At 63.6% G+C, this 25624-nt stretch carries 24 protein-coding genes and 1 riboswitch; of the genes, 17 read left to right on the top strand and 7 right to left on the bottom strand.

The window, feature by feature from the left end; translation table 11 throughout:
• Positions 1 to 86: 86 nt before the first annotated feature.
• Positions 87 to 2057 carry a vWA domain-containing protein gene (locus VK792_RS06435; RefSeq protein WP_326296550.1) on the bottom strand — a complete coding sequence of 657 codons (1971 nt, stop codon included), beginning with the start codon at positions 2055 to 2057 and terminating at the stop codon, positions 87 to 89.
• Positions 2054 to 2584, bottom strand: coding sequence for an RNA polymerase sigma factor (locus VK792_RS06430; RefSeq protein ID WP_326296549.1), 531 nt, complete (start codon positions 2582 to 2584; stop codon positions 2054 to 2056). Before VK792_RS06430 ends, VK792_RS06435 begins: the two co-directional genes overlap by 4 nt.
• A 101-nt stretch (positions 2585 to 2685) precedes the next feature.
• On the opposite strand from VK792_RS06430, the gene VK792_RS06425 reads away from it, so the two are divergent.
• Positions 2686 to 3954, top strand: a complete 1269-nt coding sequence (locus tag VK792_RS06425) for an acetylornithine deacetylase/succinyl-diaminopimelate desuccinylase family protein (protein WP_326296548.1) — start codon at positions 2686 to 2688, stop codon at positions 3952 to 3954.
• 156 nt (positions 3955 to 4110) lie between these two features.
• Here VK792_RS06425 and VK792_RS06420 read toward each other — a convergent pair whose 3' ends face one another.
• The 3 genes from VK792_RS06420 to petA are packed head-to-tail and all read right to left on the bottom strand — an operon-like array spanning position 4111 to position 6805.
• Positions 4111 to 4896, bottom strand: coding sequence for a cytochrome c1 (locus VK792_RS06420; protein WP_326296547.1), 786 nt, complete (start codon positions 4894 to 4896; stop codon positions 4111 to 4113).
• Between the two features lie 13 nt (positions 4897 to 4909).
• The gene (gene petB, locus VK792_RS06415) at positions 4910 to 6232 is read right to left on the bottom strand and encodes a cytochrome b (RefSeq protein ID WP_326296546.1); all 1323 of its coding nucleotides are present in this window, start codon (positions 6230 to 6232) and stop codon (positions 4910 to 4912) included.
• 12 nt (positions 6233 to 6244) lie between these two features.
• Positions 6245 to 6805 carry a ubiquinol-cytochrome c reductase iron-sulfur subunit gene (gene petA / locus VK792_RS06410; RefSeq protein ID WP_326296545.1) on the bottom strand — a complete coding sequence of 187 codons (561 nt, stop codon included), beginning with the start codon at positions 6803 to 6805 and terminating at the stop codon, positions 6245 to 6247.
• Positions 6806 to 7029: 224 nt separating this feature from the next.
• On the opposite strand from petA, the gene VK792_RS06405 reads away from it, so the two are divergent.
• The gene (locus tag VK792_RS06405; protein WP_326296544.1) at positions 7030 to 7686 is read left to right on the top strand and encodes an outer membrane protein; all 657 of its coding nucleotides are present in this window, start codon (positions 7030 to 7032) and stop codon (positions 7684 to 7686) included.
• A 70-nt stretch (positions 7687 to 7756) separates the two neighbouring features.
• On the opposite strand, the gene VK792_RS06400 is transcribed toward VK792_RS06405, so the two are convergent.
• A complete protein-coding gene (locus VK792_RS06400) occupies positions 7757 to 9235 on the bottom strand; it encodes an ABC transporter substrate-binding protein (RefSeq protein ID WP_435404832.1) in 1479 nt (492 codons plus the stop codon).
• Between the two features lie 164 nt (positions 9236 to 9399).
• Here VK792_RS06400 and panC point away from each other — a divergent pair, with 164 nt between their 5' ends.
• The 15 genes from panC to VK792_RS06325 all read left to right on the top strand — a co-directional run bounded on the left by panC (position 9400) and on the right by VK792_RS06325 (position 22957).
• Positions 9400 to 10284 carry a pantoate--beta-alanine ligase gene (gene panC / locus VK792_RS06395; protein WP_326296599.1) on the top strand — a complete coding sequence of 295 codons (885 nt, stop codon included), beginning with the start codon at positions 9400 to 9402 and terminating at the stop codon, positions 10282 to 10284.
• A 60-nt stretch (positions 10285 to 10344) separates the two neighbouring features.
• Entirely contained in the window at positions 10345 to 11211 is an 867-nt protein-coding gene (locus tag VK792_RS06390; RefSeq protein WP_326296542.1) for a branched-chain amino acid aminotransferase, read from the top strand.
• An 81-nt stretch (positions 11212 to 11292) separates the two neighbouring features.
• Positions 11293 to 11748, top strand: coding sequence for a universal stress protein (locus VK792_RS06385; protein ID WP_326296541.1), 456 nt, complete (start codon positions 11293 to 11295; stop codon positions 11746 to 11748).
• Positions 11749 to 11861: 113 nt separating this feature from the next.
• Entirely contained in the window at positions 11862 to 12410 is a 549-nt protein-coding gene (locus tag VK792_RS06380; protein WP_326296540.1) for a ClbS/DfsB family four-helix bundle protein, read from the top strand.
• A gap of 73 nt (positions 12411 to 12483) precedes the next feature.
• The gene (locus VK792_RS06375; RefSeq protein WP_326296539.1) at positions 12484 to 13047 is read left to right on the top strand and encodes a NifU family protein; all 564 of its coding nucleotides are present in this window, start codon (positions 12484 to 12486) and stop codon (positions 13045 to 13047) included.
• On the top strand, positions 13037 to 13639 hold the full coding sequence (tsaB, locus tag VK792_RS06370; RefSeq protein WP_326296538.1) for a tRNA (adenosine(37)-N6)-threonylcarbamoyltransferase complex dimerization subunit type 1 TsaB: 603 nt from the start codon (positions 13037 to 13039) through the stop codon (positions 13637 to 13639). The genes VK792_RS06375 and tsaB overlap by 11 nt, the downstream gene beginning before the upstream one ends.
• Positions 13629 to 14042: a GNAT family N-acetyltransferase gene (locus VK792_RS06365; protein WP_326296537.1), complete on the top strand. Its 414-nt coding sequence runs from the start codon at positions 13629 to 13631 to the stop codon at positions 14040 to 14042. The genes tsaB and VK792_RS06365 overlap by 11 nt, the downstream gene beginning before the upstream one ends.
• Positions 14043 to 14195: 153 nt before the next feature.
• Positions 14196 to 15200: a BMP family lipoprotein gene (locus VK792_RS06360; protein ID WP_326296536.1), complete on the top strand. Its 1005-nt coding sequence runs from the start codon at positions 14196 to 14198 to the stop codon at positions 15198 to 15200.
• Between the two features lie 145 nt (positions 15201 to 15345).
• Positions 15346 to 16944 (top strand): ABC transporter ATP-binding protein, encoded by a 1599-nt coding sequence (locus tag VK792_RS06355; protein ID WP_326296535.1) that lies wholly within the window; start codon positions 15346 to 15348, stop codon positions 16942 to 16944.
• Positions 16937 to 18031, top strand: a complete 1095-nt coding sequence (locus VK792_RS06350; RefSeq protein WP_326296533.1) for an ABC transporter permease — start codon at positions 16937 to 16939, stop codon at positions 18029 to 18031. Before VK792_RS06355 ends, VK792_RS06350 begins: the two co-directional genes overlap by 8 nt.
• 3 nt (positions 18032 to 18034) lie before the next feature.
• Positions 18035 to 19000 carry an ABC transporter permease gene (locus VK792_RS06345; RefSeq protein ID WP_326296532.1) on the top strand — a complete coding sequence of 322 codons (966 nt, stop codon included), beginning with the start codon at positions 18035 to 18037 and terminating at the stop codon, positions 18998 to 19000.
• Positions 19001 to 19071: 71 nt separating this feature from the next.
• A riboswitch (TPP riboswitch) is annotated at positions 19072 to 19181 on the top strand.
• A 36-nt stretch (positions 19182 to 19217) separates the two neighbouring features.
• Positions 19218 to 20198, top strand: a complete 981-nt coding sequence (locus VK792_RS06340; protein WP_326296531.1) for a thiamine ABC transporter substrate-binding protein — start codon at positions 19218 to 19220, stop codon at positions 20196 to 20198.
• Positions 20174 to 21691: a thiamine/thiamine pyrophosphate ABC transporter permease ThiP gene (locus tag VK792_RS06335; RefSeq protein WP_326296530.1), complete on the top strand. Its 1518-nt coding sequence runs from the start codon at positions 20174 to 20176 to the stop codon at positions 21689 to 21691. The genes VK792_RS06340 and VK792_RS06335 overlap by 25 nt, the downstream gene beginning before the upstream one ends.
• Positions 21678 to 22373 carry a thiamine ABC transporter ATP-binding protein gene (locus VK792_RS06330; RefSeq protein WP_326296529.1) on the top strand — a complete coding sequence of 232 codons (696 nt, stop codon included), beginning with the start codon at positions 21678 to 21680 and terminating at the stop codon, positions 22371 to 22373. Before VK792_RS06335 ends, VK792_RS06330 begins: the two co-directional genes overlap by 14 nt.
• A 365-nt stretch (positions 22374 to 22738) precedes the next feature.
• Positions 22739 to 22957 (top strand): DUF1127 domain-containing protein, encoded by a 219-nt coding sequence (locus VK792_RS06325; protein ID WP_326296528.1) that lies wholly within the window; start codon positions 22739 to 22741, stop codon positions 22955 to 22957.
• Positions 22958 to 23034: 77 nt separating this feature from the next.
• On the opposite strand, the gene VK792_RS06320 is transcribed toward VK792_RS06325, so the two are convergent.
• Positions 23035 to 25599, bottom strand: coding sequence for a TIGR02302 family protein (locus tag VK792_RS06320; protein ID WP_326296527.1), 2565 nt, complete (start codon positions 25597 to 25599; stop codon positions 23035 to 23037).
• Positions 25600 to 25624 lie beyond the last annotated feature (25 nt).

Here is a 25624-nt window from a genome sequence, read left to right as displayed (position 1 = left end):
GCCGAGGAACGGGGAAAGTGCAAATCTCTTGATCGTTTCTGTCGGAAAAGGGGGCCCGACTCCGGGCACCCCTGTCCCTTCGATGATTACTGCGCCAGCGATTGGGCCAGCCGCATCAGTTTCACCGCCTCTTGCCGGTACCCGAACGGGTCGTCGCCTCGCGCCTCGGTCGCCAGCGCGATGGCATCGTCATAGCCCCAGTCGCCCAGGTAGGCGCCGCCCTTCAACAACTGCCCGAACCCGGCGATGGCGGCGGCAAAGCGCGCCTCTTGCCCCAGATCGGTTGCCACGGCAGGGATCGGCGCCTCGATCAACTGGCTGGTGGTTTCACCCGGCACCTTGTAGCGCAGCCGCAGGAAACCCAGTTCGTCCGCCGGGCCCGACAGTTCCGCCGCGCCATACCGCAGCGGGTCGGTCAAGCGGGCATCCGAGCCGACCGGCGTGACTTCGTACAGCGCGGTGACCTGATGGCCCGCGCTGATGTCTCCGGCATCGACACGGTCGTTGTTGAAATCCTCGCGCCGCAATGCGCGGGTTTCATAGCCGATCAGCCGGTATTCCGCGACCAGTGCCGGATTGAATTCGACCTGCACCTTCACGTCGCCTGCAATCGGGAACAGCGCGCCCTGCAACTGGTCGACCAGCACTTTCTGCGCCTCGCCCAGCGTGTCGATATAGGCGGCCTGCCCGTTGCCGTTCTGCGCCAGCGCCTGCATCGTCGCGTCGTCCAGGTTGCCGCGCCCAAAGCCTAGAACATTCAGGAAAACCCCCGAATCGCGTTTCGTGGCGATGTAGTCTTTCAGGGCGTCAGGATCGTGAATTCCGACGTTGAAATCGCCATCGGTGGCCAGGATCACGCGGCTGACCTCGCCCTCTGTCGCCATGGTTTCGGCCACGGCATAGGCCTGTTGCAACCCGGCCTGACCGGCGGTCGAACCGCCCGCATCCAGCCGGTCCAGCGCGGCCAGGATCGCGGCCCGGTTTTCAGCGAAGGTCGGGGCCAGAACCTGCCCGGCGCTGCCGGCATAGGTGACGATGGCCACCTGGTCCTGCGGCTGCAACTGGCCCAGCATCAGGCGGAAGGATTGCTTGAGCAGCGGCAGCTTGTCGGGGTCGCTCATGCTGCCCGAGGTGTCGATCAGGAAGACAAGGTTGAGCGGCGGACGGTCCGCCACCGGCGCGCCTTGCAATCCGATTTGCACCAGTTGCGTACCCGCGTTCCACGGGGTCTGGCCCACTCTGACCGTCGCCCGGAACGGTACATCGCCGTCCGGCGCGGGATAGGCATAGGGGAAATAGTTCACCATTTCCTCGACCCGGACCGCATCCGGCTGCGGCAAGTAGCCGTTCATCAGCGAATCGCGCACGATGGCATAGGACGCCGTGTCCACATCGACAGAGAAGGTCGAAACCGGCTCCTCTGCCGTGACCTTGAGCGGGTTTTCATCCGAGTCGGGGAAGGCTTCGGTATTCGGTTCGGGCTGCATCACGATTTCCGGCATCGGTGCAGGCAGGACCATCGGAGAGGCCCCGTCGGAATACATCTCGGACGCGGGGGACGGCGGGGCCATCTTGCCCATCACCTGCGGCACGGCGCTGCGGGCCTGCGGGGCAAGGTTCTGTGCCTCGTCCAGAGACAGGCCCGCGGCGGAGTCCTCGGTGACGGCAGACGGGGCCACGACGATGGCTTGCGGTTTTTCAAGCTGGGCGCGGTCGCTGTCCACTTCGCGACGCACAGCCAGGTCCGGCAGGCCGGTCGGACCTTCGCGCAACACCGGCAGCAGCGCGACAAGCGCGACAGCCGCAAGGGCGGTCGATCCGACAAGCGCGCCGCGCAGGGGGATAGTGGCAAACATCTCTTTCACTCCTCTGAATAGGCCCGCTTTCGGGCGCTCAGAGGTGGGACGCGGCTGGTCCACCGCTCCTTGGGAAGAATTTTCGAATTCCGCATCGAAGGCGCGCATTGCCGCGTCCAGCGCCTGCGCCTTTACGGCGGCGCTGGGGATCGGGGCGCCGGCATCCAGCGCGCGTTTCAGATCGTCCAGATCGTCGGTCATGCCTCTGCCTCCTTCATGCTGCGCAGGTGTTTCCTGACTTCTGACATGCGCCAGCTGACCGTGCCTTCGCTGATACCCAGCACCTCGGCCACCTGCGCATGGGTTTCACCGTCCAGCACCATCGCCAGCGTGTCGCGCAGATCGAGTGCAAGCTGTGCCATCGCGGTGGTCAGCCAATCGCGCGCCTCGGCGGTTTCGCTGATCTCGGCCTGGCGGGCGATTTCCCAATCGCCCCAGCCATCGGCGGCGCGGCCATGGGCAGCGGCACGGCGGCGGCGGTCATGGGCGGCGTTCATCACCACGCGGTAGAGCCATGTGGTCAGACGCGCCTCTGCGCGGAAACTGCGCAGCTTGGCCGGCAGGGCCATCAGCACGTCCTGTGTCAGATCCTCTGCCTCGGCCCGGTTGCCGGTCAGACGCCAGGCCAACCGCAACACCCGGTCATAGACACGGGTCGCCAGCGCGGCAAAGGCCGCGCGGTCGCCCGTGGCCGCTGAAAGGGCCAAATCTTCGTCCGTGGTTTCCATGCGCATCACAAAGGATAGACGTGGGTCAAAGGTCAATCCTTGGCCGGATGGACAAATTTTTTTCGCCAGCCCAGACTGGACCGGACTGGAAGGAGACCAAGATGACCCTGCTGGACCGGATCGACGGCAAACGTGACGACCTGATCGCCCTGACACAGGACCTGATCCGGATACCGACGCTGAACCCGCCGGGGGAAAACTATGCGGCAATCTGCGATTACCTGAAGGTCCGGCTGGCGGCGCGGGGGTTCGACTGCCGGCTGGTGCGGGCGCATGGCGCGCCGGGGGACAGCGACCGCTATCCGCGCTGGAACATCGTGGCCCTGCGCGAAGGTACGCGGGCGGGCGATTGCGTGCATTTCAACAGCCATACCGACGTGGTCGAGGTTGGCCACGGCTGGACCCGGGATCCGTTCGGCGGAGACCTGGTCGACGACAAGATTTTCGGGCGTGGCGCCTGCGACATGAAAGGCGGGCTGGCCGCCAGCATCATCGCGGCAGAGGCGTTTATCGAGGAGCATCCCGATTTTGCCGGCGCGATCGAGATCAGTGGCACGGCGGACGAAGAGTCAGGCGGCTATGGCGGCGTTGCCTACCTGGCCGAACAAGGGTTTTTTGATCCGGCGCGGGTGCAGCATGTCATCATCCCCGAACCGCTGAACAAGGATCGGATTTGCCTGGGCCATCGCGGCGGCTGGTGGGCCGAGATCGAAACCAAGGGCGAAATCGCCCATGGCTCGATGCCGTTCCTCGGCGATTGCGCGGTGCGGCACATGGGGGCGGTGTTGCAGGCCTTCGAGGACAGGCTTTATCCCGCCATGGCGACGCGGCACACGGAGATGCCGGTGGTGCCTGAAGGTGCGCGGCAATCGACGATGAACATCAACGCCATTCATGGCGGCCAACCCGAGCAGGACCCGGACTATACCGGCTTGCCCGCGCATTGTGTGCCCGACAGCTGCCGGATCACCATCGACCGCCGTTTCCTGATCGAGGAAACGGTGGAAGGGGTCGCCGCCGAGGTGGTGGCGCTGCTGGAAGACCTGAAGGCAACGCGCCCCCGGTTCGACTACGAGATCCGGGAACTGAACCGGGTGATCCCGTCGATGACGGACCGCGATGCACCGGTGGTGAAAACGGTGGCGGCGGCGATGCGCGAGGTGATGGGGCAGGACCCGGCCTATGTCGCATCGCCCGGCAGCTATGACCAGAAGCACATCGACCGGATCGGCAAGCTGAAGAACTGCATCGCCTATGGGCCGGGGGTTCTGGAACTGGCGCACAAGCCCGATGAGTGGATCGGCGTGACCGACATGCTGGACAGCGCCAAGGTGATGGGCCGGGCACTGGAGCGGCTGTTGCTGCTGTGATCCGATGGTGTGCCCGTACCGGGCACACAGGGCGGCGCCCCCCCAGTTCCCCCGAGGTATTTGGAAAGCAAAAGACAGGCGAACGCGATTTGCGCGCTGGACGAAAAAGGCCCCGGTAACTTTACCGGGGCCTCGATCCTTTTCACGCAGGCGCGGTCAGCCTTTCTGGTGCTTGACCTTGGCCCAGATGCGCTTGTTCGTCAGGTAGAGCAGCACCGACAGCAGGGTCAGGAACAGCACGCCGACGAATCCGGCCTGCTTGCGAGCCATCATCTTGGGCTCTGCCGCCCACATCAGGAAAGCGGCAACGTCCTGCGCCTCGTGGTGCAGGCTGTTGGGATGACCGTCGTCGAATTCCACGTCTTCCCCAGCCAACGGCGGCGCCATCGAGATCCAGCCCCCCGGGAAGGCGTGGTTTTCATAGAAGGTGGTGCCGGCTTCGACCTTTTCTTCCCCGGTGTAACCCAGCATCAGCGAGGCGATATATTCAGGCCCCCCCATGCCGTTGAACAGCTGGTTCAGGCCGGTGCCGTAAGGGCCGTGGAACCCGGCGCGGGCCTTGGCCATCAGGCTGAGGTCCGGCGCACCGGCCGAGGTGTTGGCCGGGAAGTGATCGGTTTCCTTGGCCGGGCGAAAATCTTCCAGCTCTGCGTCGTATACCTCGAAGTTGGTGGCGTAGGCGCGCACCTGATCTTCGGGCAGCGACGGACCACCGGGATCGGCCAGCGTGCGGATCGGCACGAACTTCAGGCCGTGGCAGGCCGAGCAGACCTCGGTATAGATTTTCAGACCGCGTTGCAGCTGGTTCTGATCGTATTTCCCGAACGGGCCTTCAAAAGAGAACTTGAAGTCCTCGACATGGGCTTCTCCGCCTGCGGCAAGCGCACCGGAAACCGGAAGCGCCAGCGCCAAGGCAGCCGAGAGGGCAAGTTTCTTGAACATCGGTCGTCCTTTCTTACTCGGCCGGGTGCGTGGATTTGCCGTAATGGGCTTCGAAATCCACTTCGATGGTGTCAGGCTGCGGCTTGGGCTTTTCGACCACGCCGAGGATCGGCAGGATCACCAGGAAATAGGCGAACCAGTAAGCTGCGCCGATCAACGAGAAGCTGGCATAAGGCTCTTCCGCCGGCATGGCGCCCAGCCACATCAGGAAGACGAAATCCACGACCAGCAGCCAGAACCACCACTTGAACATCGGGCGATAGCGGCCCGAACGGACGGCAGAGGTGTCCAGCCACGGCACCAGGGCCATCACCGCGATCGAGCCGAACATCGCCAGCACGCCAAAGAACTTGGCGTCGATGATGCCACCGGTCAGGAACGAAGCCCACTGCACAACCCAGACTTCGGAGGTGAAGGCGCGCAGGATGGCGTAGAACGGCAGGAAGTACCATTCCGGCACGATGTGTGCGGGCGTCGCCAGCGGGTTTGCCTCGATATAGTTGTCGGGGTGGCCCAGGTAGTTCGGCATGAAGCCGACGATGGCGAAGAAGATCACCATGACCACGGCCAGCGCGAACAGGTCCTTGATCACGAAATAGGGCCAGAACGGCAGGGTGTCTTTCTCGGCTTCGGCCTTCGAGCCGCGACGGACCTCAACACCCGTGGGGTTGTTGTTGCCGGTGGTGTGGAAGGCCCAGATGTGCACGGCGACCAGCGCCGCGATGATCATTGGCAGCAGGTAGTGAAGCGAGAAGAAGCGGTTCAGCGTGGCATTGTCCACGGCGGGCCCGCCCAGCAGCCAGGTCTGCAGCGATTCCCCGATGAACGGGATTGCGCCGAACAGGCCGGTGATCACGGTGGCCCCCCAGAACGACATCTGACCCCAGGGCAGAACGTAGCCCATGAAGGCCGTGCCCATCATGCAGAGGTAGATCAGCATGCCGATGATCCAGGTCACTTCGCGCGGCGCCTTGTAGGAGCCATAGTAGAGACCACGGAAAATGTGAATGTAGACGGCGACGAAGAACAGCGAGGCGCCGTTGGCGTGCAGATACCGCAGCATATGGCCGCCGTTCACGTCACGCATGATATGTTCGACCGACGCGAAGGCGTAATCGACATGCGGGGTATAGTGCATCACCAGCACCACGCCGGTGACGATCATGTGCACCAGGCAGTAGGCCAGCACGATGCCCCAGATCCACCACCAGTTCAGGTTCTTGGGGGTGGGGATCATGATGGTGTCATAAGCCAGACCGACGATGGGCAAACGCTTGTGAAGCCACTTCTCGGCGCCTGTTTTCGGCTCGTAATGGTCGTGCGGAATTCCGGACATGAGCGCGTTTCCTTATCCGAGTTTGATCGTGGTGTCGTCTTCGAAGACCGCGATGGGCACATCGAGGTTTCGCGGCGCCGGGCCTTTGCGAATGCGGCCTGCGGTGTCGTAATGCGATCCGTGGCAGGGGCAGAACCAGCCATCATAGTCACCGGCGTTGTTGCCGATCGGCACGCAGCCCAGGTGGGTGCAGACGCCGATCATCACCAGCCATTCGCCGGCTTCGTCCATCGTGCGGTTTTCATCGCTGGCGTCCGCGTCGGGCTTGTTGGCGTTTTCCGACTTGGTGTCGATCAGCTGATCCATGGTGACCGCGCGGCCTTCGGCGATCTCTTTTTCGGTGCGGCGGCGGATGAACACCGGCTTGCCGCGCCATTTCACGGTCAGCTGCGTGCCGACCTCAACGCTGGAAACATCCACGCGGATCGAGGACAGGGCCCGCACATCTGCCGACGGGTTCATCTGGTTGGCCAGCGGCCAGACTGCCGCCCCTGCCGTCACCGCACCTACACCTGCGGTCGCGTAGTATAGAAAATCTCGTCGGGTGGGTGCGTGGTCGTCTTGATGTGACACGGGCGTCTCTCCATTTCTCAAGGCCAGGCCATTGACGCGTCAACGCTTTCGAAGCGCGTCCAAAACACGGCGTCTCCGCCGCGCTGTTTAGCCGCGCTGTGGCTGGTCGTCCAGCGTGCAATTTCCTGCCACTTCACTTAGCGCGTTTGTGTCGCGGTTGATAACCCCTCGACGTAAGGTTTATGTCATATAGCCATGGCCCAAACACATATCGGAGACCGAATATGAAGCGCCTGATTCTCTCAGCTTCGTTCCTGGCCCTCAGCGCTGCGACTCCGGCGCTGGCAGAGACCGAGCTGTCCTTCTACATGGGATGGCAGACCCTGCCGCACAGCCGCGTCACCGGCGTGAACCCGGATACCGGTCTGTCGTTCAACCGCCTTGTGAAATTCGAAGGCAAGCCCTTTGCCATGCCGCCGTACTATGGCCTGCGCGCTGCGTTCTGGCGGTCCGAGAATTTTGGCTGGGCGCTCGAATACACCCATACCAGGGCCTATGTGCCCGGCGCCGATCGCGCCGCGCTTGGCTTTGACCGGCTGGAATTTTCCGATGGTCACAACGTGGCCACCGTCAACGCCATGTACCGCTGGCAGAACAAGTGGGACAAGCTGACCCCCTATGTCGGCGCCGGTGTCGGCGTCGCCGTGCCGCATGTGGATTCGACCTCGACCGGCGGGGTGCGCACCCTTGGGTTCCAGTATTCCGGTCCTGCGGTACGTTTGCTGGCCGGTGTCCGCTATGACCTGAACCAGCGTTACGCGCTGTTCACCGAATACCAGTTCACCTATTCCACCAACGATGTGGACCTGGGCGGCGTCGGCAAGATGAGCACCGACATCAAAACCAACGCGCTGAACTTCGGGATTTCCTACCGGTTCTGATCCGGTCCGATCCGGAACAAAGAAACGCCCCGGAAGGCCCCGGGGCGTTTCTTGTTTTTTTCACAATGCCTTATTCCGCCCAACTGACGCCGGTCAGGTCTGTGGCCTGGGTCGGCGCGTTCTGCCACAGTCCGCGCAGGCGGGCATCCGCCACGGTCGGGAAGGCGAGCTGGAACAGGTAGCCGTTGACGTAGTCCTTGGCGATGACCGTCTCTGCTTCCTTGATCAGTTCGCTGCGTTTCGCCGGATCGGTCGTTGCCGTGAGGGTCTTCATCAGGTCCTGAAACGCCGGGTTGTCATACTGGAAGTAGTAGTCAGGCCGGGCATAGATGCCGATATCGAACGGTTCGGTATGGCTGACGATGGTCATGCCGAAGTCCTTGCCGCGGAACACTTCCTCAAGCCATTGCGCCCATTCCAGATTGGTGATCTCGGTCTGGATGCCAACCGCGCGCAGTTGCGCCGCGATGATTTCCCCACCCCGCCGGGCATAGGACGGCGGCGGAAGTTTCAGCGTGGTGGTGAACCCGTCGGGATAGCCCGCCTCGGCCAGCAGGGCCTTGGATTTCGCGGGGTCGTAATTCGACAGGCCGGTCAGGTCGACATAGTCGGGATTGTGCGGTGCAAAATGGGTGCCGATGGGCGTGCCCAACCCGAACATGGCCCCGTCGATGATCGCCTGACGGTCGATGGCATGGGCCACGGCTTCGCGCACCATGACATTGTCGAGCGGCGGTTGCTTGTTGTTCATCGCCAGGATCGTCTCGCCCTCGGTCGAGCCGACAAGCACCTGGAATCGCGGGTCCGCCTCGAACAGCGGCAGGTTTTCCGGAGCCGGGAACCCGGCAAAGGCGTCGATGTCCTGTGCCATCATGGCCGCAAAGGCCGCCGTCGGGTCCGAGATGAACTTGAAGGTCGCGGTCTCCAGCGCCGGGGGTGCGCCCCAATACTCGCCGAAACGCTCCAGCCGAATCGAATCGCCCTGGGTCCAGTCGACGAAATGGAAGGCCCCGGTACCGATCGGGGTCTGCTTGATCCCGTCGATCGTTTCCGGCGCGACGATTACCGCGTCGCCCCACGCCATGTTGAACAGGAAATTGCCGTCCGGCTGGGACAGCGTGACCTGCACGGTCAGCGGATCGACCACCGTCACGTCCGTGATCCCGGCGAACAGCGCCTTCTGCGCGTTCACGCTGTCTTCGGCCCGGGCGCGGTCAAGGCTGAATTTCACGTCCTCGGCATCCATCGTGGTGCCATCGTGGAACACCACCCCGTCGTGCAGGTGGAAGGTGTAGACCGTACCGTCTTCGCTGATGTCCCAGCTTTTGGCCAACCCCGGCACCACGGACCCGTCGGACATGAACCGCGTCAGCCCTTCGAAGACGTTGGCATAGAGGACACTGTCAATGGCCCCTGCCGCGGCGCTGGTCGGGTCCAGGTGCGGCGGCTCTAGTTGCAGGGCGATGGTCAGGTCGGTCTGTTGCGCCTGCGCGGAAAGCGCGGCGAACATGGCCAACCCGGCAACGCTGCCAAGTGTCCGGAAAGTCATGGGGTGTCCTCCTGTTGGTGCGCCGATGGCGCTGGAATCCCCCTGACTTTCGGGCCAATCCGCGGCGTTTTCAAGAAGTCGCTAAAGATTGCACCTTTGCAGAGCATGTCCGCGCGGGGTAAACGCCGGCCAAACATGCCGCGACCCGGAGTTGCCCGATGGCCTTGACACCCCCGATCCTCCGCCGCCTGAGCGATCTGCGCGCCTTGACCACGCGCTGGCGCCGGGCCGGTGACACCATTGGCGTGGTCCCGACCATGGGCGCGCTGCATGACGGGCACCTGAGCCTTGTGAGCGCTGCCAAGGCAGACTGCGACCGGGTGATCGTGACGATCTTCGTGAACCCCAAGCAGTTCAACAACCCCGAGGATCTGGCGAAATACCCGCGCACCGAGGCGCGCGACGCCGAGAAACTGGCCCCACGGCAGATCGACGCGATCTGGTGCCCGGACCCAGACCAGATGTACCCCGATGGCTTTACCACAAACGTGTCCGTGTCCGGGCTGACGAACGTGCTGTGCGGGGCGCATCGGCCCGGGCATTTCGACGGGGTGGCCACCGTGGTGGCCAAGCTGTTCCTGCAGACCAGCGCCGACCGCGCCTATTTCGGCGAAAAGGATTTCCAGCAGTTGCAGGTCGTGCGGCGCATGACCGCCGATCTGAACATCCCGACCGAAGTGATCGGCTGTCCCACCGTGCGCGAAACAGACGGGCTGGCGATGTCGTCGCGCAACCTGCGGCTGGATCCGCAGGCGCGTGTGGCGGCTTCGGCTTTGAACAGGGCGATGGGTACGCTGGCGGACGGGCTGGCCGCCGGTCTTGCCTGGGACGGCCTGTGCGAGACCGCGTTGCACGATCTGGACAAGGCCGGGTTCGAAGAGGTCGAATACCTTGACCTGCGCGCCATCGACGACCTGTCGCTGCTGCACAGCCCCGACCGCGATGCCCGCCTGTTTGCCGCCGCATGGATCGGGGGGATCCGGCTGATCGACAATATCCCGGTCGCCGGACAGGGGATCGAGGACAGCGCGCAATCGCGCTGCGCCTGACCCTCTGGACCTTGGCCCGGGCTGCCCCTAGTCTCCGCGCAACTCAGAAGGAGACAGGCCATGGCGACCGGCAAGAACATTCGCACCTATTTCAACGGCAGCTGGCACGACGGCGATACGCCGATCATCAACGCCGCCGATCATGGCGCGTGGCTGGGCAGCGGCGTGTTCGACGGCGCGCGCTATGTCAACGGGCTGGCGCCCGATCTTGACGCGCACTGCGCACGGGTGAACCGGTCCGCCGAGGCGCTGATGATCACCCCCACCGTTTCGGCCGAAGACATGGTGCAGATCGTCTGGGAGGGATTGCAGGCCTACCCGAAAGACGCCGCCGTCTATATCCGTCCGATGTACTGGGGAATCGACGGCGATCTGACCGCGATCGTTCCGTCGAAGGAAACCACCGGTTTCGCGATCTGCCTCGAAGAAATCCCGATGGCACCGGAAACCACGACAACCACCCTGGGCCACACCCGGTTCCGCCGCCCAGTGATGGAAGACGCGGTGGTCAACGCCAAGGCCGGATGCCTGTACCCCAACAACGCCCGGATGCTGGCAGAGGTGCGCGCGCGCGGCTTTGGCAATGCGCTGGTGGCCGACGCGATGGGCAACGTCGCGGAGTCCGCGACCGCCAACGTCTTCATGGTCAAGGACGGAGAGGTCTTTACCCCCATCGCCAACGGCACGTTTCTTGCCGGCATCACCCGGTCGCGGCACATGCAGAACCTGCGCGCAGATGGCACCGCCGTGCATGAAACCATCCTGACCTTCGACGATTTCAAGCACGCGGACGAGGTTTTCCTGTCCGGCAACATGAGCAAGGTGACCCCCGTCGTCGGGTTCGAGGACACGTCCTATCAGGTCGGCCCGGTCACCCGCCGCGTGCGCGAGATGTACTGGGACTGGGCGGCCAGCACCGGGGCCTGATCGGCCACCAGCGCTGCCAAGCCGTGACGCTGGACAGGACAGCGCCGGTCGTTCAAAATCCGCCAAGACCCTGGAGGCCCCATGCGCAAATTCCTTGTCGTGCTCGATGACAGCCGCGAATGCCTGAACGCGATGCGCTTCGCGGCGATGCGGGCGTCGCACACCGGCGGTGGGGTCGCGATCCTGTCGGTCATTCCGCCGGATGAATTCAACCACTGGATCGGTGTCGGCGAAGTCATGCGCGAAGAGGCGCGCGAACGCATCCACGCCCATTTCGAGGTTTTTGCCAAGTGGATGCGCGCTAAGCAGGGGGTCGACCCCGAGCTTGTCATCCGCGAAGGCGAGCCTGTGTCCGAAATCCTTGCCCATGTGCGTGAAGACCCCGAAATCGGCGTGCTGGTGCTGGGGGCCGCCGTCGACAAGAAGGGACCCGGCCCGCTGGTCACCCAAATGACCAAAGGCGCGGGAAATCTGCCGATCCCGATCACGATCGTTCCCGGCGACCTTTCGAAAGAACGGCTGGAAGCGATCACCTGATCAAACACCGAAGCTGTGACCGGGCAAATGACATTGGCACTCTGACGCGCGGTTGACCCCGGACTCTTTGGCCGACATGCGGCAAATCAAGGCAACGCGCGCGCGGATGGTTCATGATTTCCCTGATCAGAGGTTTCGCAATGCCCGCCGCCACCAACAAATCCGACCTGCTGACCATAACCGAAAAGGAATTCGCCAAGCTTCAGGCGCTGCTTGACACCGTGCCCGCTGACGCCTGGCTGGCCCCCGATCCAGAGGCCGAGGGCACCACGCTCAAAGATATCGTTGGCCATCGCGCCGCCTGGATCGACCTGTTTCTTGGGTGGTATCTGCAGGGTCAGACAGGCACCCCCGTCCCGATGCCCGCGCCGGGCTACAAATGGAACGAGTTGAAACGCTTCAACGCCGATCTGCGGCGCGAACAGGCCGCGCTTGGCTGGACCGAGGTCCGGGCCGCCCTGACCGGCAGTCATGCACGGCTGATTGCCTTTCTTTCAGACCTTGACGACGATGCCCTGTATGGTGTCCCGATGCGGGGCGGAGGCAATGCCTGGACCACGGGACGGTGGGCCGAGGCAGCCGGCCCGTCGCACTACCGCTCGGCCGCGAAATACATCCGCGCCCGTCTGAAGGCGCTGAAATCCGGGGCGCTTTCAGTTTAGAACCGTTCCAAAGCTTGACGCTCCGCATCGGCGGGCGCATATAGTTGGGCAAGCCACAAAAGGAACATGACAGATGTTCATTCAAACCGAATCCACCCCGAACCCCGCAACGCTGAAATTCCTGCCCGGCCAGACAGTGCTGGAAATCGGAACCGCGGATTTCCCCTCTGCCGAAGGGGCTGCAGCCTCGCCTTTGGCCACACGCCTGTTCGGTGTGTCCGGGGTGACCGGTGTGTTCTTTGGTTCTGACTTCGTGACCGTCACGAAGGATGACGAGGCCGACTGGGATCATCTGAAACCGGCGATCCTTGGCGCGATCATGGAACACTTCCAGTCCGGTGCCCCAGTGATGGCCGAAGGTGCCGCGCAGTCGTCGGGCCACGCCGATCACAGCGGCGAGGACGGCGAGATCGTGCGCCAGATCAAGGATCTTCTGGACAGCCGTGTGCGCCCGGCGGTGGCACAGGATGGTGGCGACATCACGTTTCACGGCTTTGATCGCGGCGTGGTTTATCTGCACATGCAGGGTGCCTGCGCCGGTTGCCCGTCTTCGACCCTGACGCTGAAGATGGGGATCGAGAACCTACTTCGTCACTACATCCCCGAAGTGACCGAGGTGCGCCCGGTTGCCGTCTGATCCTCTGGTCCTGGCCTTTGACACATCGGCGGCGCATTGCGCCGCCGCTTTGCTGTGTGGCGAAACGGTTCTGGCCGAGATGCACGAAAACATGGGACGGGGACAGGCCGAACGCCTGTTTCCGCTGCTGGAAGACCTGCTTCGTGCGGCGGGCAAGGGCTGGAGCGATCTTGACCGGATCGGAGTGGGCATAGGACCCGGCAACTTTACCGGCATCCGCATTTCCGTCAGCGCGGCGCGCGGGCTGGCACTGGCGCTTGGCATTCCTGCAATCGGCGTCAACAGCTTCGATGCGATCGAGGCGACAGCCACAACAACGGGCACCGCCTGCGTTCCCGGGCCGCGCGGACAGGCCTATCTGCGCGCACCGGAAAGCGGCGAGCCCTATCTTGCAAACGCCGAAACCCTTGCCGGCAGAGCGCAGGACGTGCCCCTGCTGACGCCGCAGCCGGACCTGATCGCGCTGGGGATCGCCCGGGTCGCTGCATCGCGGCCTGCCGTGGCCCATACGCCCCCGGCCCCGCTTTACATCAAGCCCGCCGATGCCGCGCCGTCGCGCGATGCACCACCGGTTATCCTCGATGACGCCTGAGGCACTGGCCGCCCTCCAGGCCCGTGCCTACAACGACATGGCACCGTGGTCCGCTGCCGCGTTCGAAGGACTGTTGCGGGACCCGCATGTGCACCTTTTCGAAAGCGACGCAGCCTTTCTTCTGGTCCGGTTCGTCCTGGACGAGGCAGAAATCCTTGCGCTGGCCACCGACCCCGGCCACCAACGCCGGGGCCAGGCATCAAACCTGATACGACAGCTTCACGATCAGGCGGCGAGGGCGGGAATCGCCCAGATTTTTCTTGAGGTGGCCGCGCCAAATACCCCCGCTCAGGCGTTTTACGCACATCATGGATATGCACTGACCGGCCTCCGGAAAGGGTATTTCCGCCAACCGGACGGCACCCGCACCGATGCCCTGCTCATGAGCCGCGCACTGACCTAAGGTCATTGGTCGATGGTTCGTCAATCTGAGACCGTTTGGTAAAAAGCTGTTGACCATCCCGTGGCGCTGCGGCCTAAATCAAGGCTGATCTGTTCCGATCATATAACAGACGGCGGGACCGTTCCGCTGCGTACCAACATCTGGGAGCTGACAATGACCCTCATGCAGAAATTCCTCGGCGCCGCCGCGACGCTGGCGCTGACCGCTGGCGTTGCCATGGCCGATCCGGCGCTGGTCTACGACCTGGGCGGCAAGTTCGACAAATCCTTCAACGAAGCGGCGTTCAACGGCGCAGAGCGTTTCGCCAAGGACACCGGCGGCAGCTACAAGGACATCGAGATGCAGTCCGAAGCCCAGCGCGAGCAGGCTCTGCGCCGCTTCGCCGAGGCGGGCTTCAACCCGGTCGTGACCACCGGCTTCTCGTTCTCGACACCGATCGCGAACATCGCCGCGGACTACCCCGACACCAAGTTCGTGACCATCGACGGCTTCGTCGATCCGGCCGCGCACCCGAACGTTCTGTCGATCCTGTTCTCTGAGCATGAAGGCTCGTACCTTGTCGGCATGATGGCCGCGATGGCGTCGAAGTCCGGCACCGTCGGCTTCATCGGTGGCATGGACATTCCGCTGATCCGCAAGTTTGCCTGCGGCTATGCCCAGGGCGTCAAGGCCGTGAACCCTGATGCGACCGTCATCGCCAACATGACCGGCACCACCCCCAGCGCGTGGAACGACCCGGTGAAAGGGTCTGAACTGACTCAGGCACAGATCAGCCAGGGCGCTGACGTGGTCTATGCCGCGGCCGGTGGCACCGGGCTGGGCGTGTTGCAGACCGCCGCCGACAAGGGCATCCTGTCGATCGGCGTGGACAGCAACCAGAACTACCTGCACCCGGGCCAGGTTCTGACCTCGATGCTGAAGCGCGTGGACAACGCCGTCTATAACGCCATGTCGGCTGGGGCTGACCTGGAAACCGGTGTGATGGTTCTGGGCCTGGCCCAGGAAGGCGTCGGTTACGCCCTGGACGAGAACAACGCATCCCTCGTCAGCGATGACATGAAGGCCGCCGTCGATGCCGCCCGCGAAAAGATCATCGCAGGCGAGATTGCCGTGCATGACTACACCAGCGACGACAGCTGCCCGGCGCTGACCTTCTGATCCACGCCCGAGCGTTGAAGACAAGTCAGGGCCGCGCAGGGAAACTGGCGCGGCCCTTTCCTGCCGGAGCGTTCCGACTCTGACGGAACCCGTGCACGCGCTTTTCGGGGAAGGAACGGCCCTGGCGTCGCGAGAAAGGATGCACATGACAGCCCCTGCCATCGAACTGAAAGGCATCTCCAAGGCCTTCGGCCCGGTTCAGGCCAACAAGGATATTTCGATCCGGGTCATGCCAGGCACGATCCACGGCATCATCGGCGAGAACGGCGCGGGCAAGTCCACGCTGATGTCCATCCTCTACGGCTTTTACAAGGCCGACGCGGGCGAGATTTTCATCTCGGGCAACAAGACCGAGATCCCCGACAGCCAGGCCGCCATCGCCGCGGGCATCGGCATGGTGTTCCAGCATTTCAAGCTGGTGCAGAACTTCACCGTTCTGGAAAACGTCATCCTTGGCGCCGAGGAAGGCTGGAAGTTGTCGCAGTCACTGGGCAAGGCCCGCGGCGTGCTGAAATCGCTGGCTGAAGAATACGAATTGCATGTCGATCCTGATGCCTTGATCGAAAACCTGTCGGTTGGCCACCAGCAGCGGGTCGAGATCCTGAAGGCGCTGTATCGTCAGGCCGATATCCTGATCCTGGACGAGCCCACGGGGGTGTTGACCCCGGCAGAGGCGGACCAGCTGTTCCGGATCCTCGACCGCCTTCGGGAAGAGGGCAAGACCATCATCCTGATCACCCACAAGCTGCGCGAGATCATGGAAATCACCGATACGGTCAGCGTGATGCGCCGTGGCCAGATGACGGCAACCGTCAAGACATCCGAGACCAGCCCCGAACAGCTGGCCGAACTGATGGTCGGCCGCAAGGTCCTGCTGCGCGTGGACAAACAGCCGGCGACGCCGGGCGACACCGTGCTGGAAGTCGAGAACCTGCATGTCATCGACGACAAGGGGGTCGAACGGCTGAAAGGCGTGTCGCTGAGCGTGCGCAAAGGCGAAATCCTTGGGATCGCCGGGGTTGCCGGCAACGGCCAGTCGGAACTGCTGGCGGTCCTGGGCGGGATGACCAGCGGCACCGGCACGATCCGCGTGAATGGCGCGGAAATCGACCTGACCGGCAAGCATTCCGATGGCCAGTCGCGCCGCGCCCGAGGCATCGCTCACGTCCCCGAGGATCGCCAGCACGAAGGGCTGATCATGGACTACATGGCCTGGGAAAACGTGGCCTTCGGCTATCACCACGACCCGAAATACCAATCCGGCCTGCTGATGAACAACGCCGCCATCCGCGAAGACACCGCCGCCAAGATGGAGCGGTTCGACGTGCGCCCGCCAAACCCCAAGCTGAAGGCGCGAAATTTTTCCGGCGGGAACCAGCAAAAGATCGTCGTCGCCCGGGAAATCGAACGCAACCCGGACATCCTGCTGGTGGGCCAGCCCACGCGGGGTGTCGATATCGGGGCCATCGAATTCATTCACAAGCAGATCATCGCCTTGCGCGACGCTGGCAAGGCGGTGCTGCTGGTCAGTGTCGAGCTGGACGAGATTTTCAGCCTGTCGGACAGCATCGCGGTGATGTTCGACGGCAAGATCATGGGTGAACGCGACCCGTCCCAGACCGACGAAACCGAACTGGGCCTGCTGATGGCCGGGATCACCGAAATGCCGGACAAGCCGATCATCGTAGCGGTGGAAGAACAGTTGCACGCCAAAGAAGCGCGGGAGGCCGAACAAAATGGATAAGATGCCCGCCTGGGCCGATGCGGTCCTTGTTCCGCTGATCTCGATCATTCTTGCCGCGATCCTGTCGGCGGGGGTGATCCTTGCCATCGGGGAAAGCCCGGTGGCCGCGTTCAAGCTGATGGTCGACGGCGCGCTGATGCGGTCGTCCGGCTGGGGCTATACGCTGTACTACGCCACGAACTTCATGTTCACAGGCCTTGCTGTGGCCGTGGCCTTTCACGCGCGGTTGTTCAACATCGGCGGCGAAGGCCAGGCAATGCTGGGCGGGTTGGGCGTGGCGCTGGTGTGCCTGTTCGTCCCCTGGCCGCATTGGTCGCTGGCAATCCTTGGCTCTGCCGTTGCGGCCGCCGTATTCGGCGCGGCCTGGGCCTTGATCCCGGCCTATCTGCAAGCCAAGCGCGGCAGTCACATCGTGATCACCACGATCATGTTCAACTTCATCGCCGCCTCATTGCTGAACTACATCCTGGTGAACGTGTTGCGCCCCAAGGGCGCGATGGAGCCGTCCACCGCCGTCTTCCCCGAGGCGACGCAGCTGCCCACGTTCCGCGACATGTTTTCGACCGCGGACACGATCCTGTTCCGAGGTGCGCCCGCGAATGTGACCTTCTTTCTTGCGGTGATCGCCTGCATCCTTGTCTGGCTGCTGATCTGGCGCACCCGGCTGGGGTATGAAATCCGTGCGCTGGGGCATTCGGAAACCGCCGCCAACTATGCCGGGATCAATGGCGTCAAGATTACGGTGATCGCCATGCTGATTTCCGGGGCGCTGGCCGGGCTGATGTCGGTCAACACCACGCAGGGCGAGGCAGAGCGCCTGATCCTGAATTCGACCGAGGGTGCCGGGTTCATCGGTATCGCCGTGGCTCTGATGGGCCGGTCGCACCCCCTGGGCGTGTTCCTGGCGGCGATCCTGTTCGGGTTCCTCTACCAGGGCGGGGCCGAACTGGCGTTGTGGACGTCGATCCCGCGCGAATTGATCACCGTCATTCAGGCGCTGGTCATCCTGTTTACCGGTGCACTGGACAACATGGTGCGGATGCCGCTGGAAAAGATGTTCCTCGCCATGCGCAAGAAAGGGGCCTGAGCCATGGATTTTCTCACCGTCATTCAGGTGCTCGATTCCACCGTGCGCAGCGCCACGCCGCTGCTGCTGGCTTGCCTTGCCGGGCTGTATTCCGAACGCTCGGGGATTTTCGACATCGGGTTGGAAGGCAAGATGCTGATCGCGGCGTTCTTCTCGGCCGCCGTCGCCTACAGCACCGGCAACGCCTGGCTTGGTCTGGGTGCGGGGATCCTGTCGTCGATCTTCCTGTCGTTGGTGCACGGGCTGGCGTCGATCAACTTCCGTGGCAATCAGCTGATCTCGGGCGTCGCGATCAACTTTTTTGCCGCCGGGACAACGATCCTGATTGCACAGGACTGGTTTTCACAAGGGGGCCGCACCCCGTCGCTGGAAGGCGCCGCGCGGTTCGAACCGATCACCCTGCCCTTTGCCGAAGCGCTGCGCGACGTGCCCTTCATCGGCCCCATCTATTACGAACTGATCTCGGGCCACGCGATCCTTGTCTATATCGCGCTGTTCGCGGTGCCGCTGACCTGGTGGGTGCTGTTCCGCACCCGGTTCGGCCTGCGCCTGCGCGCCGTGGGCGAAGCGCCCGAAGCGGTGGATACCGCCGGTATCTCGGTCATCCGGCTGCGCTATTCGGCCGTCATCATCTGCGGGATCCTATGCGGGATTGCTGGGGCCTATCTGGCAACCGGCCTGCAGGCGAACTTTACCAAGGACATGACCGCCAACCGGGGCTTCATCGCGCTGGCCGCGCTGATCTTTGCCAAGTGGCGGCCGTGGCATGCACTGATGGCCTGCCTTTTGTTCGGGTTCCTGTTTGCCATCGAAACACGGTTCCAGAACATCCAGATGCTGGGCTTTACCCTGCCGGTGCAATTCGTGCAGGCGCTCCCCTACATCCTGACCGTGGTCATCCTTGCGGGCTTTGTCGGCAAGGCGATCCCGCCGCGCGCCGGGGGCGAACCGTACGTAAAGGAACGCTGACCCGTACAGGTGGGGCCAAGGACGGCCCCGCCAGAAATCCCTTGAAACCCGCCCATTGCGGCGCTAGCTCTCATGTCACCTCGGGGTGCCAAAGGGGAAACCCACGGCTGAGATGCGGAAACGCGAACCCGTTGAACCTGAACCGGTTAACACCGGCGGAGGGAAGGTTTGGCATCACGCTCTGATCTTGCCCTCTCGCCGCAAATTGGAGGATGCCATGAAGGCCCTTACCTTTGCAGCGGGATTGTTCACTGCCAGCACGGCGCTGGCACAGACGCCCGTTCTGACTGTCTATGCCCCCGATTACTTCACCTCGGACTGGGGCCCCGGCCCTGCGATCGAGGCGGCGTTCGAGGCCCAGTGCGGATGTGACCTGCAGTTCAAGCCCGGTGACCTGCTGCCGCGCCTGCTGCTGGAAGGCAACCGGACCGAGGCCGACGTGGTCATCGGCCTGAACACCGATGTCACGAAAAAGGCCCGCGACAGCGGCCTGTTCGCGCCGCACGGTCAGGACACCGGCGCACTGACCCTGCCCATCGACTGGACCGATGACGTGTTCCTGCCGTTCGACTGGTCCTATGTGTCGTTTGTCTATGACACCACCCGCCTGGACACCCCACCCACCAGCTTCGAGGCACTGGCGGCCGCCCCCGACGACCTGAAGGTGATTATCCAGGACCCGCGCAGTTCGATTTCCGGTCTTGCGCTGGTGCTGTGGGTCAAGGCCGTCTACGGCGACCGGTCCGAAGAGATCTGGGCAGGCGTCGCCCCGCATATCCTGACCGTGACCAAGGGCTGGTCCGAGGCCTATGGCCTGTTCACCGATGGCGAAGCGCCGATGGTGCTGTCCTTCACCACCTCGCCCGCCTATCACATCGCGGCCGAAGGCGACGATACCAAGAAGGCGGCAATCTTCGACGAAGGGCACTATGCCTTCTTCGAACTGGTGGCCAAGGTCGCGGGTACCGATCAGCCAGAGCTGGCCGATGCCTTCATGGCGTTTGTCCTCAGCGATACGTTCCAGAAGATCATCCCGGAAACCAACTGGTCCTACCCTTCGGCCCTGCCCAAGGCGGACTGGCCACAAGTGTTCCAGGACCTGCCCGCCCCGGCCAAGGCGATCTTCCTGGATGAAGACCAGTCCGCGGCCCTGCGCGACGAGGCGATCGAGGAATGGCGGCGCGCGCTGTCGCAATAATCGCCGCACTCGCGGTTGCCGGGCTGATCCTTGGCCCAGTGGCCGCGGTGCTGGCGCGCGCGGGCGACATGCCCGTGCCGGGGCCTGCCGACTGGCAAGCCCTGCGCTTTACGTTGACGCAGGCGATCCTGTCCGCGGGCGCCAGCGTGGCGCTGGCCGTCCCCACCGCGCGCGCCCTTGCCCGGCGGCGCTTTCCGGGCCGGGGACTGTTGATCACGCTGCTGGGGGCGCCGTTTATCCTGCCGACGATTGTCGCTGTTCTGGGGTTGCTGGCGGTGTTTGGAAACAAGGGGCTGCTGAATCTTGCGCTTGGCGGGTTGGGTGTTCCGCCGATGTCGATCTACGGGCTTCACGGCGTGGTGCTGGCCCATGTGTTCTTCAACCTGCCGCTGGCAACCCGGATGATCCTGCAAGGCTGGCTGGCAATCCCGTCGGAACGGCTTCGCCTGGCTGCGAGCCTTGGCCTGTCGCCCGTGCAAGTGTTTCGCGCGCTTGAACTGCCGATGCTGCAGCGGATCACACCGCAGGCGTTCGTGGTGATCTTTGTCATATGCCTAAGCTCGTTTGCCGTAGCGCTCACGCTGGGCGGCGGCCCCAGGTCGACAACGCTGGAACTGGCGATCTACCAGTCACTGAGGTTCGATTTCGACATTGCCCGCGCGGCGATGCTGGCGCTGGTGCAACTGGCCATCGCGTTGACCGCCGGTTCTGTCGCGCTTTGGCTGGGCCGTGCGCCCGGATTCGGCGTCGGGCTGGACCGAGATCTTCCGCGCTGGGAGGACGGGGCCTTGACCCGTGTCCTGCTGGATACGCTCTGGATCGTCGCGGCGACGCTGTTTCTGCTGACCCCGCTGGCGATGGTCGTGTGGAACGGGATCGGCGCGGTTCTGACGCTGCCAGCCCAAGTCTGGCAAGCGGCCCTGCATTCGCTGGGCGTCGCGTTGGCATCAACCCTGCTTTGCATGATCTGGGCCACTGCCTTGGCCAACCGCATGGGGGAATGGCTGGCGCTGGCGGGGATCGCGCTGTCGCCGCTGGTGCTGGGAATCGGGCTGTTCCTGCTGGTGCGCCCTTTTGCAAACCCATTTGACTTGGCACTGGTGGTGACCGCGCTGATCAACGCGCTGGTCAGCCTGCCCTTCGCCGTCCGCATCCTGCGGCCCGAGTCGGAGGCGATCCGCACCGACCACATCCGTCTTGCCCAAGCCCTGGGATTGTCGCCCGGGGTCTGGGTGACCCGTGTTTTTCTGCCCCGCCTGCGTCGCCCTCTTGGCTTTGCAGCCGGGCTGACCGCCGCGCTGTCCATGGGGGACCTTGGGGTGATCGCGTTGTTCGCCGATCCAGATCATGCAACGTTGCCCTTGCAGATCTATCGCCTGATGGGAGCCTACCGGATGGACCAGGCCGCAGGCGCAGCGGTGTTGCTGCTGGGGCTCAGCCTTGGCCTTTTCTGGCTGTTCGACAGGGGAGGCCGCGCCGATGCTGCAACTTGACCACGTGCAAAGCGACAGTGACGGGTTCCGTCTGTCCGCCGACCTGACGCTGCCCGACACAGGTAGGATTGCCGTGATCGGTCCGTCTGGCGCTGGCAAATCCACCTTGCTGGACCTGATCGCCGGGTTTCGCGCGCCCAGTGCGGGCCGGATCAGGTTGAACGGACAAGACATCACGTCTTTGCCGCCGGCCCGGCGGCCGGTGTCGATCCTTTTCCAGGACAACAACCTGTTTCCACACCTGAGCGTTGGAAGCAACCTGATGTTGGCGCTGCGCCCGCGCGGGGGGCGGACAAGACCTGAGGACCACAGCCGTATCGAAAACGCCCTGCATGCGGTCGGTCTGGATCAGATGGGCAACCGCCGCCCCGCCACCCTTTCCGGCGGCCAGCAAAGCCGTGCAGCGCTGGCCCGCGTTTTGATTCAGGCCCGGCCAGTGCTGTTGCTGGATGAACCGTTTTCGGCCCTGGGCCCCGCCCTCCGGGCAGAGATGCTGGGTGTTGTGCAGGACGTGAGCGGGAAGATCGGCGGCCTGACGATCATGGTCACCCACGATCCGCACGGTGCCCGCAAATTCGCGGACCAGACAGTTCTTGTGGCCGACGGGGTTGCGCACACGCCGCAGGACACCGAATCGCTTTTCACCGATCCGCCTCCGGCGCTGCGCGCCTATCTGGGATAATTTGCAAAACGCATCATCAGCGCGCAAACGACGCCTTGACGCTTATCATTCAGGCACCTTTGCAGTCGCAGAAATTTTACCCCGCACACTGGCATTTTTGTCGTCATGCTCTTGATACAAAACCCGTGCATAACCCCGCGTGTCGGACGGACAAAACGGTGGTTCGTAGGTCTGAATCGACGAAATATTTCAGTAATTTCAGCATGAAACGCAAGGAGAGCCTTCTGGCTCTCCTTTTTTCATGACCGCGCGTGATCAGCCATGCGGCAAACGAAACCCGGCTATACGCTTGCGGGCATTGCTGCATCGCAGCACACCCCCTACCTATTCCGGGAAGAAACGAAAAACAGTCAGAGGCACTCCCAATGGCACATATCGCAACCCATGTAGAAACATCGGCCCGTTCGGGCCTGCGCGACGTCCTTGCCGCCATCGGCCGCGGCATCGTTGCCATCGGCGAAAACAATACCCGCATGCGTGCGATCACGCTTTATCAAAACATGACCGACGCCGAACTGGCCGCACGCGGCCTGAAGCGCGAAGACATCGCACGTAACGTCTTTCGCGACGTCTACTTCCTGTAAGTCAGAACGACGGTCACGGAAAAAAGGGCGGGTCCGTAAGGACGCGCTCTTTTTTCGTACCGAACGGCGTCCGGCTTTCAGAACCGGTCAAGCAACCGTTCAAGGTATTCCAGCTCGGCTTCGGGGCGTTCTCCATCGCCGGTGCGGCGACGGATCTCGTCCAGCAGTTCCCGCGCCCGGCGATAAACGTCTTCGCCCTGCAACAGGTTCTCATCGGTGCCGATCTGGCCATTGCTGCCCGCGCTGCGGCCCAGCGGGTCGCGCTGTTCCCCAGGGTCGGTCCCATCGGCGGTGCCCTGCTGACCCTGGTTCTGCTGTTCCTGCGCCAAGGCCTCGCCCAGGTCGCGCATGCCTTCGCGCAGGGCTTCCATCGCTTCGGACTGGCGGTCAATCGCCTCGGCCAGATCGCCCTGGCGCAGAGCCTCTTCGGCGCCGTCCATCGCATCCTCGGCCCGGCCAAGCGAGTCGCGGGCACGCTCGCCTGCCTCACCACCGAGACCGGGCAGGTTGTTGCGCTGGCGGTTCAGTTCCTGCCGCAACCCGCGCTGGCGGTCTGCCAGGCTTTGCTGGGTCCCCTGCCCGCCTTGCTGATCAGTGCCCGGCTGCTGGCCCTGTCCTTGTTGCTGGCCTTGCTGTCCCTGACCCTGCTGTTCACCCTGCTGGCCCTGCTGGCCTTGTTGCCCCGGGTTGGGCTGGTTGAACTGCTGTTGCAGGTCACGGAAGGCCTCGTCGCTCAGCCCCTGCTGATCCCGCAGGGTTTCGGCCAGGCCTTCCATCGCCTGTTGTCCAGGCGAAGGCTGGCCCTGCCCCTGACCTTGGGTGACCTGCATGTTTTCCATCAGTTGGCGCAGCTGTTCCATCGCTTCCATGGCTTCAGCCATGCGGCCCTGTTCCATCAGCTCCTGGATCCGATCCATCATTTCCTGCAGATCATTCTGGGTCATCTGCATCATGTCCTGATCCATGCCTTCGGCGAACTCCGGGTTCTGCTCGGCATCACGCTGGTTTTGCTGGGCCAGCTTTCGCAGATAGTCGTCGGTCGCTTCCCGCAGTTCCTGCATCAGTTCGGCGATTTCCTGATCGGACGCACCGTTCTTCATCGCCTCTGTCAGGCGATCCTGCGCCCGTTGCAGCCGTTCAAGCGCGTCCTGCAAGTCGCCCTCTTCCAACAACAGCGCCAGGTCCCACAGCGCCATGGAGAGCTCATCCTGCTGTTCCAGCGTCATGTCATGTTCTGCATACCGTTCCAGACGGGTCAGGATCGTCTTGAACCGCAGGTAGGTGACGGCAGACCGGAAAACATCGTCCGGACGGTTCGAAATCGCCCGCATCACCTGAACAACCGGTTTGGCATTCGCGCGCGACCACAACAGCGCGCGGCGTTGTTCGATGATCGCCGCCGCCAGCGGATCGAAGAACCGCCGTCCCGGCAGGGTTATCACGTCTGGGGGGGTGTTGCCGGTGTTGCCTGCCGCATCCTGCGCGATCAGCGTCAGAGTCACCGGCAGGTTCGCCCAGGCATGTTCCGAAAAATTGTCGATCAGCGATTCGGTGAAGTCCGCCCGGCTGCCGGAAATCGGCATCGGCAGAGGCAGGGTGATCGCATCACGCATCTCCGGGTCGATCTTCAACCCATAGCGGCGGTCGACCTGGTCCAGCGCAAGGTCGATCCGCGCGGTGCCTTCAACCACGCCATAATCGTCCTTGGCCGTGAAGGGAATGTTCGCTTCACCCTCATAGCTCACCTCGATCTCGCCATCGAGGATGACAGTCGGGGCGGTATCGGGGATCATCGCGATCTGCCAACTGCGCCCGCCGTCGCCGGTGATCGCGATTTCGCCGGATTGCCTGACGACGAATTCCTGCGCCGTGGGCTGGTCCACCTCGCCTTCGGGCTGCGGCTGACCGGTCACGGTTTCGGCCACCGACAACGCACCGACGGCACCGTAAAGCCGCAGGGTGATGCGGCTGCCCTCGGGTGCGTCCAGTGACGCCGCGGTGATGTCATTGAGATAGATCGCGGGCAGGCGTGTATACCCCGGAGGCTCGAGCCAGCCTTCCCAGACCGGGCCGGTGGCCAGCGACTTGCCATTCGGGGTCAAGGTGGTGACAGACCCCACCCGAATGACAGACCCGAACAGAAGCCCCGAGGCCAGAACCAGCAGCGCGACATATCGCAGGGCAAACGGGTCTGCGCGGGCAACGCGCAGATCGGGTTCGACCGGTTTGGCCTGCGCCAGCCGGTCGCGCATCCGCGCCTGATACGCCTGCCAAACCGCGTTCGACGCCGGATCGTCCGAGCCAATCGCCTGCGTATCCAGCGCGGCGCGGATCGGGCGACCCGCCATCGTGGCGTCCAGCCGGTCCAGCGCGCCCGCGCGCGACGGCCAGCGAAACACCATCACGCCCCGCACCAGCGCGGCAATGGCCAGCAGCGCCAGAACGGCACCGACGATCCAGACGGTTTCGACCGCGACCATGTCGTGCAGCCCCAGGAACAGCGCACCGATAGCGACGAACAGCACAGACCACAGCGGCCAGAACGCGCGCGTGATCCGTTCCGCCACCATCCCGGCGCGGGTCAGCGCCAGCGGCCATTTCAGGGCCTTGTCGATCTCGTTCGGCAGGCGGTCCTGCGGCATGCACCTCTCCCCGGTCCTTGACCGC

This window comes from Mesobacterium hydrothermale (assembly GCF_035818635.1).
Lineage (GTDB): Bacteria > Pseudomonadota > Alphaproteobacteria > Rhodobacterales > Rhodobacteraceae > Mesobacterium_A > Mesobacterium_A hydrothermale.
The sequence above is the reverse complement of the archived record's forward strand: the minus strand, read 5'-3'. Positions and strand labels throughout refer to the sequence as shown.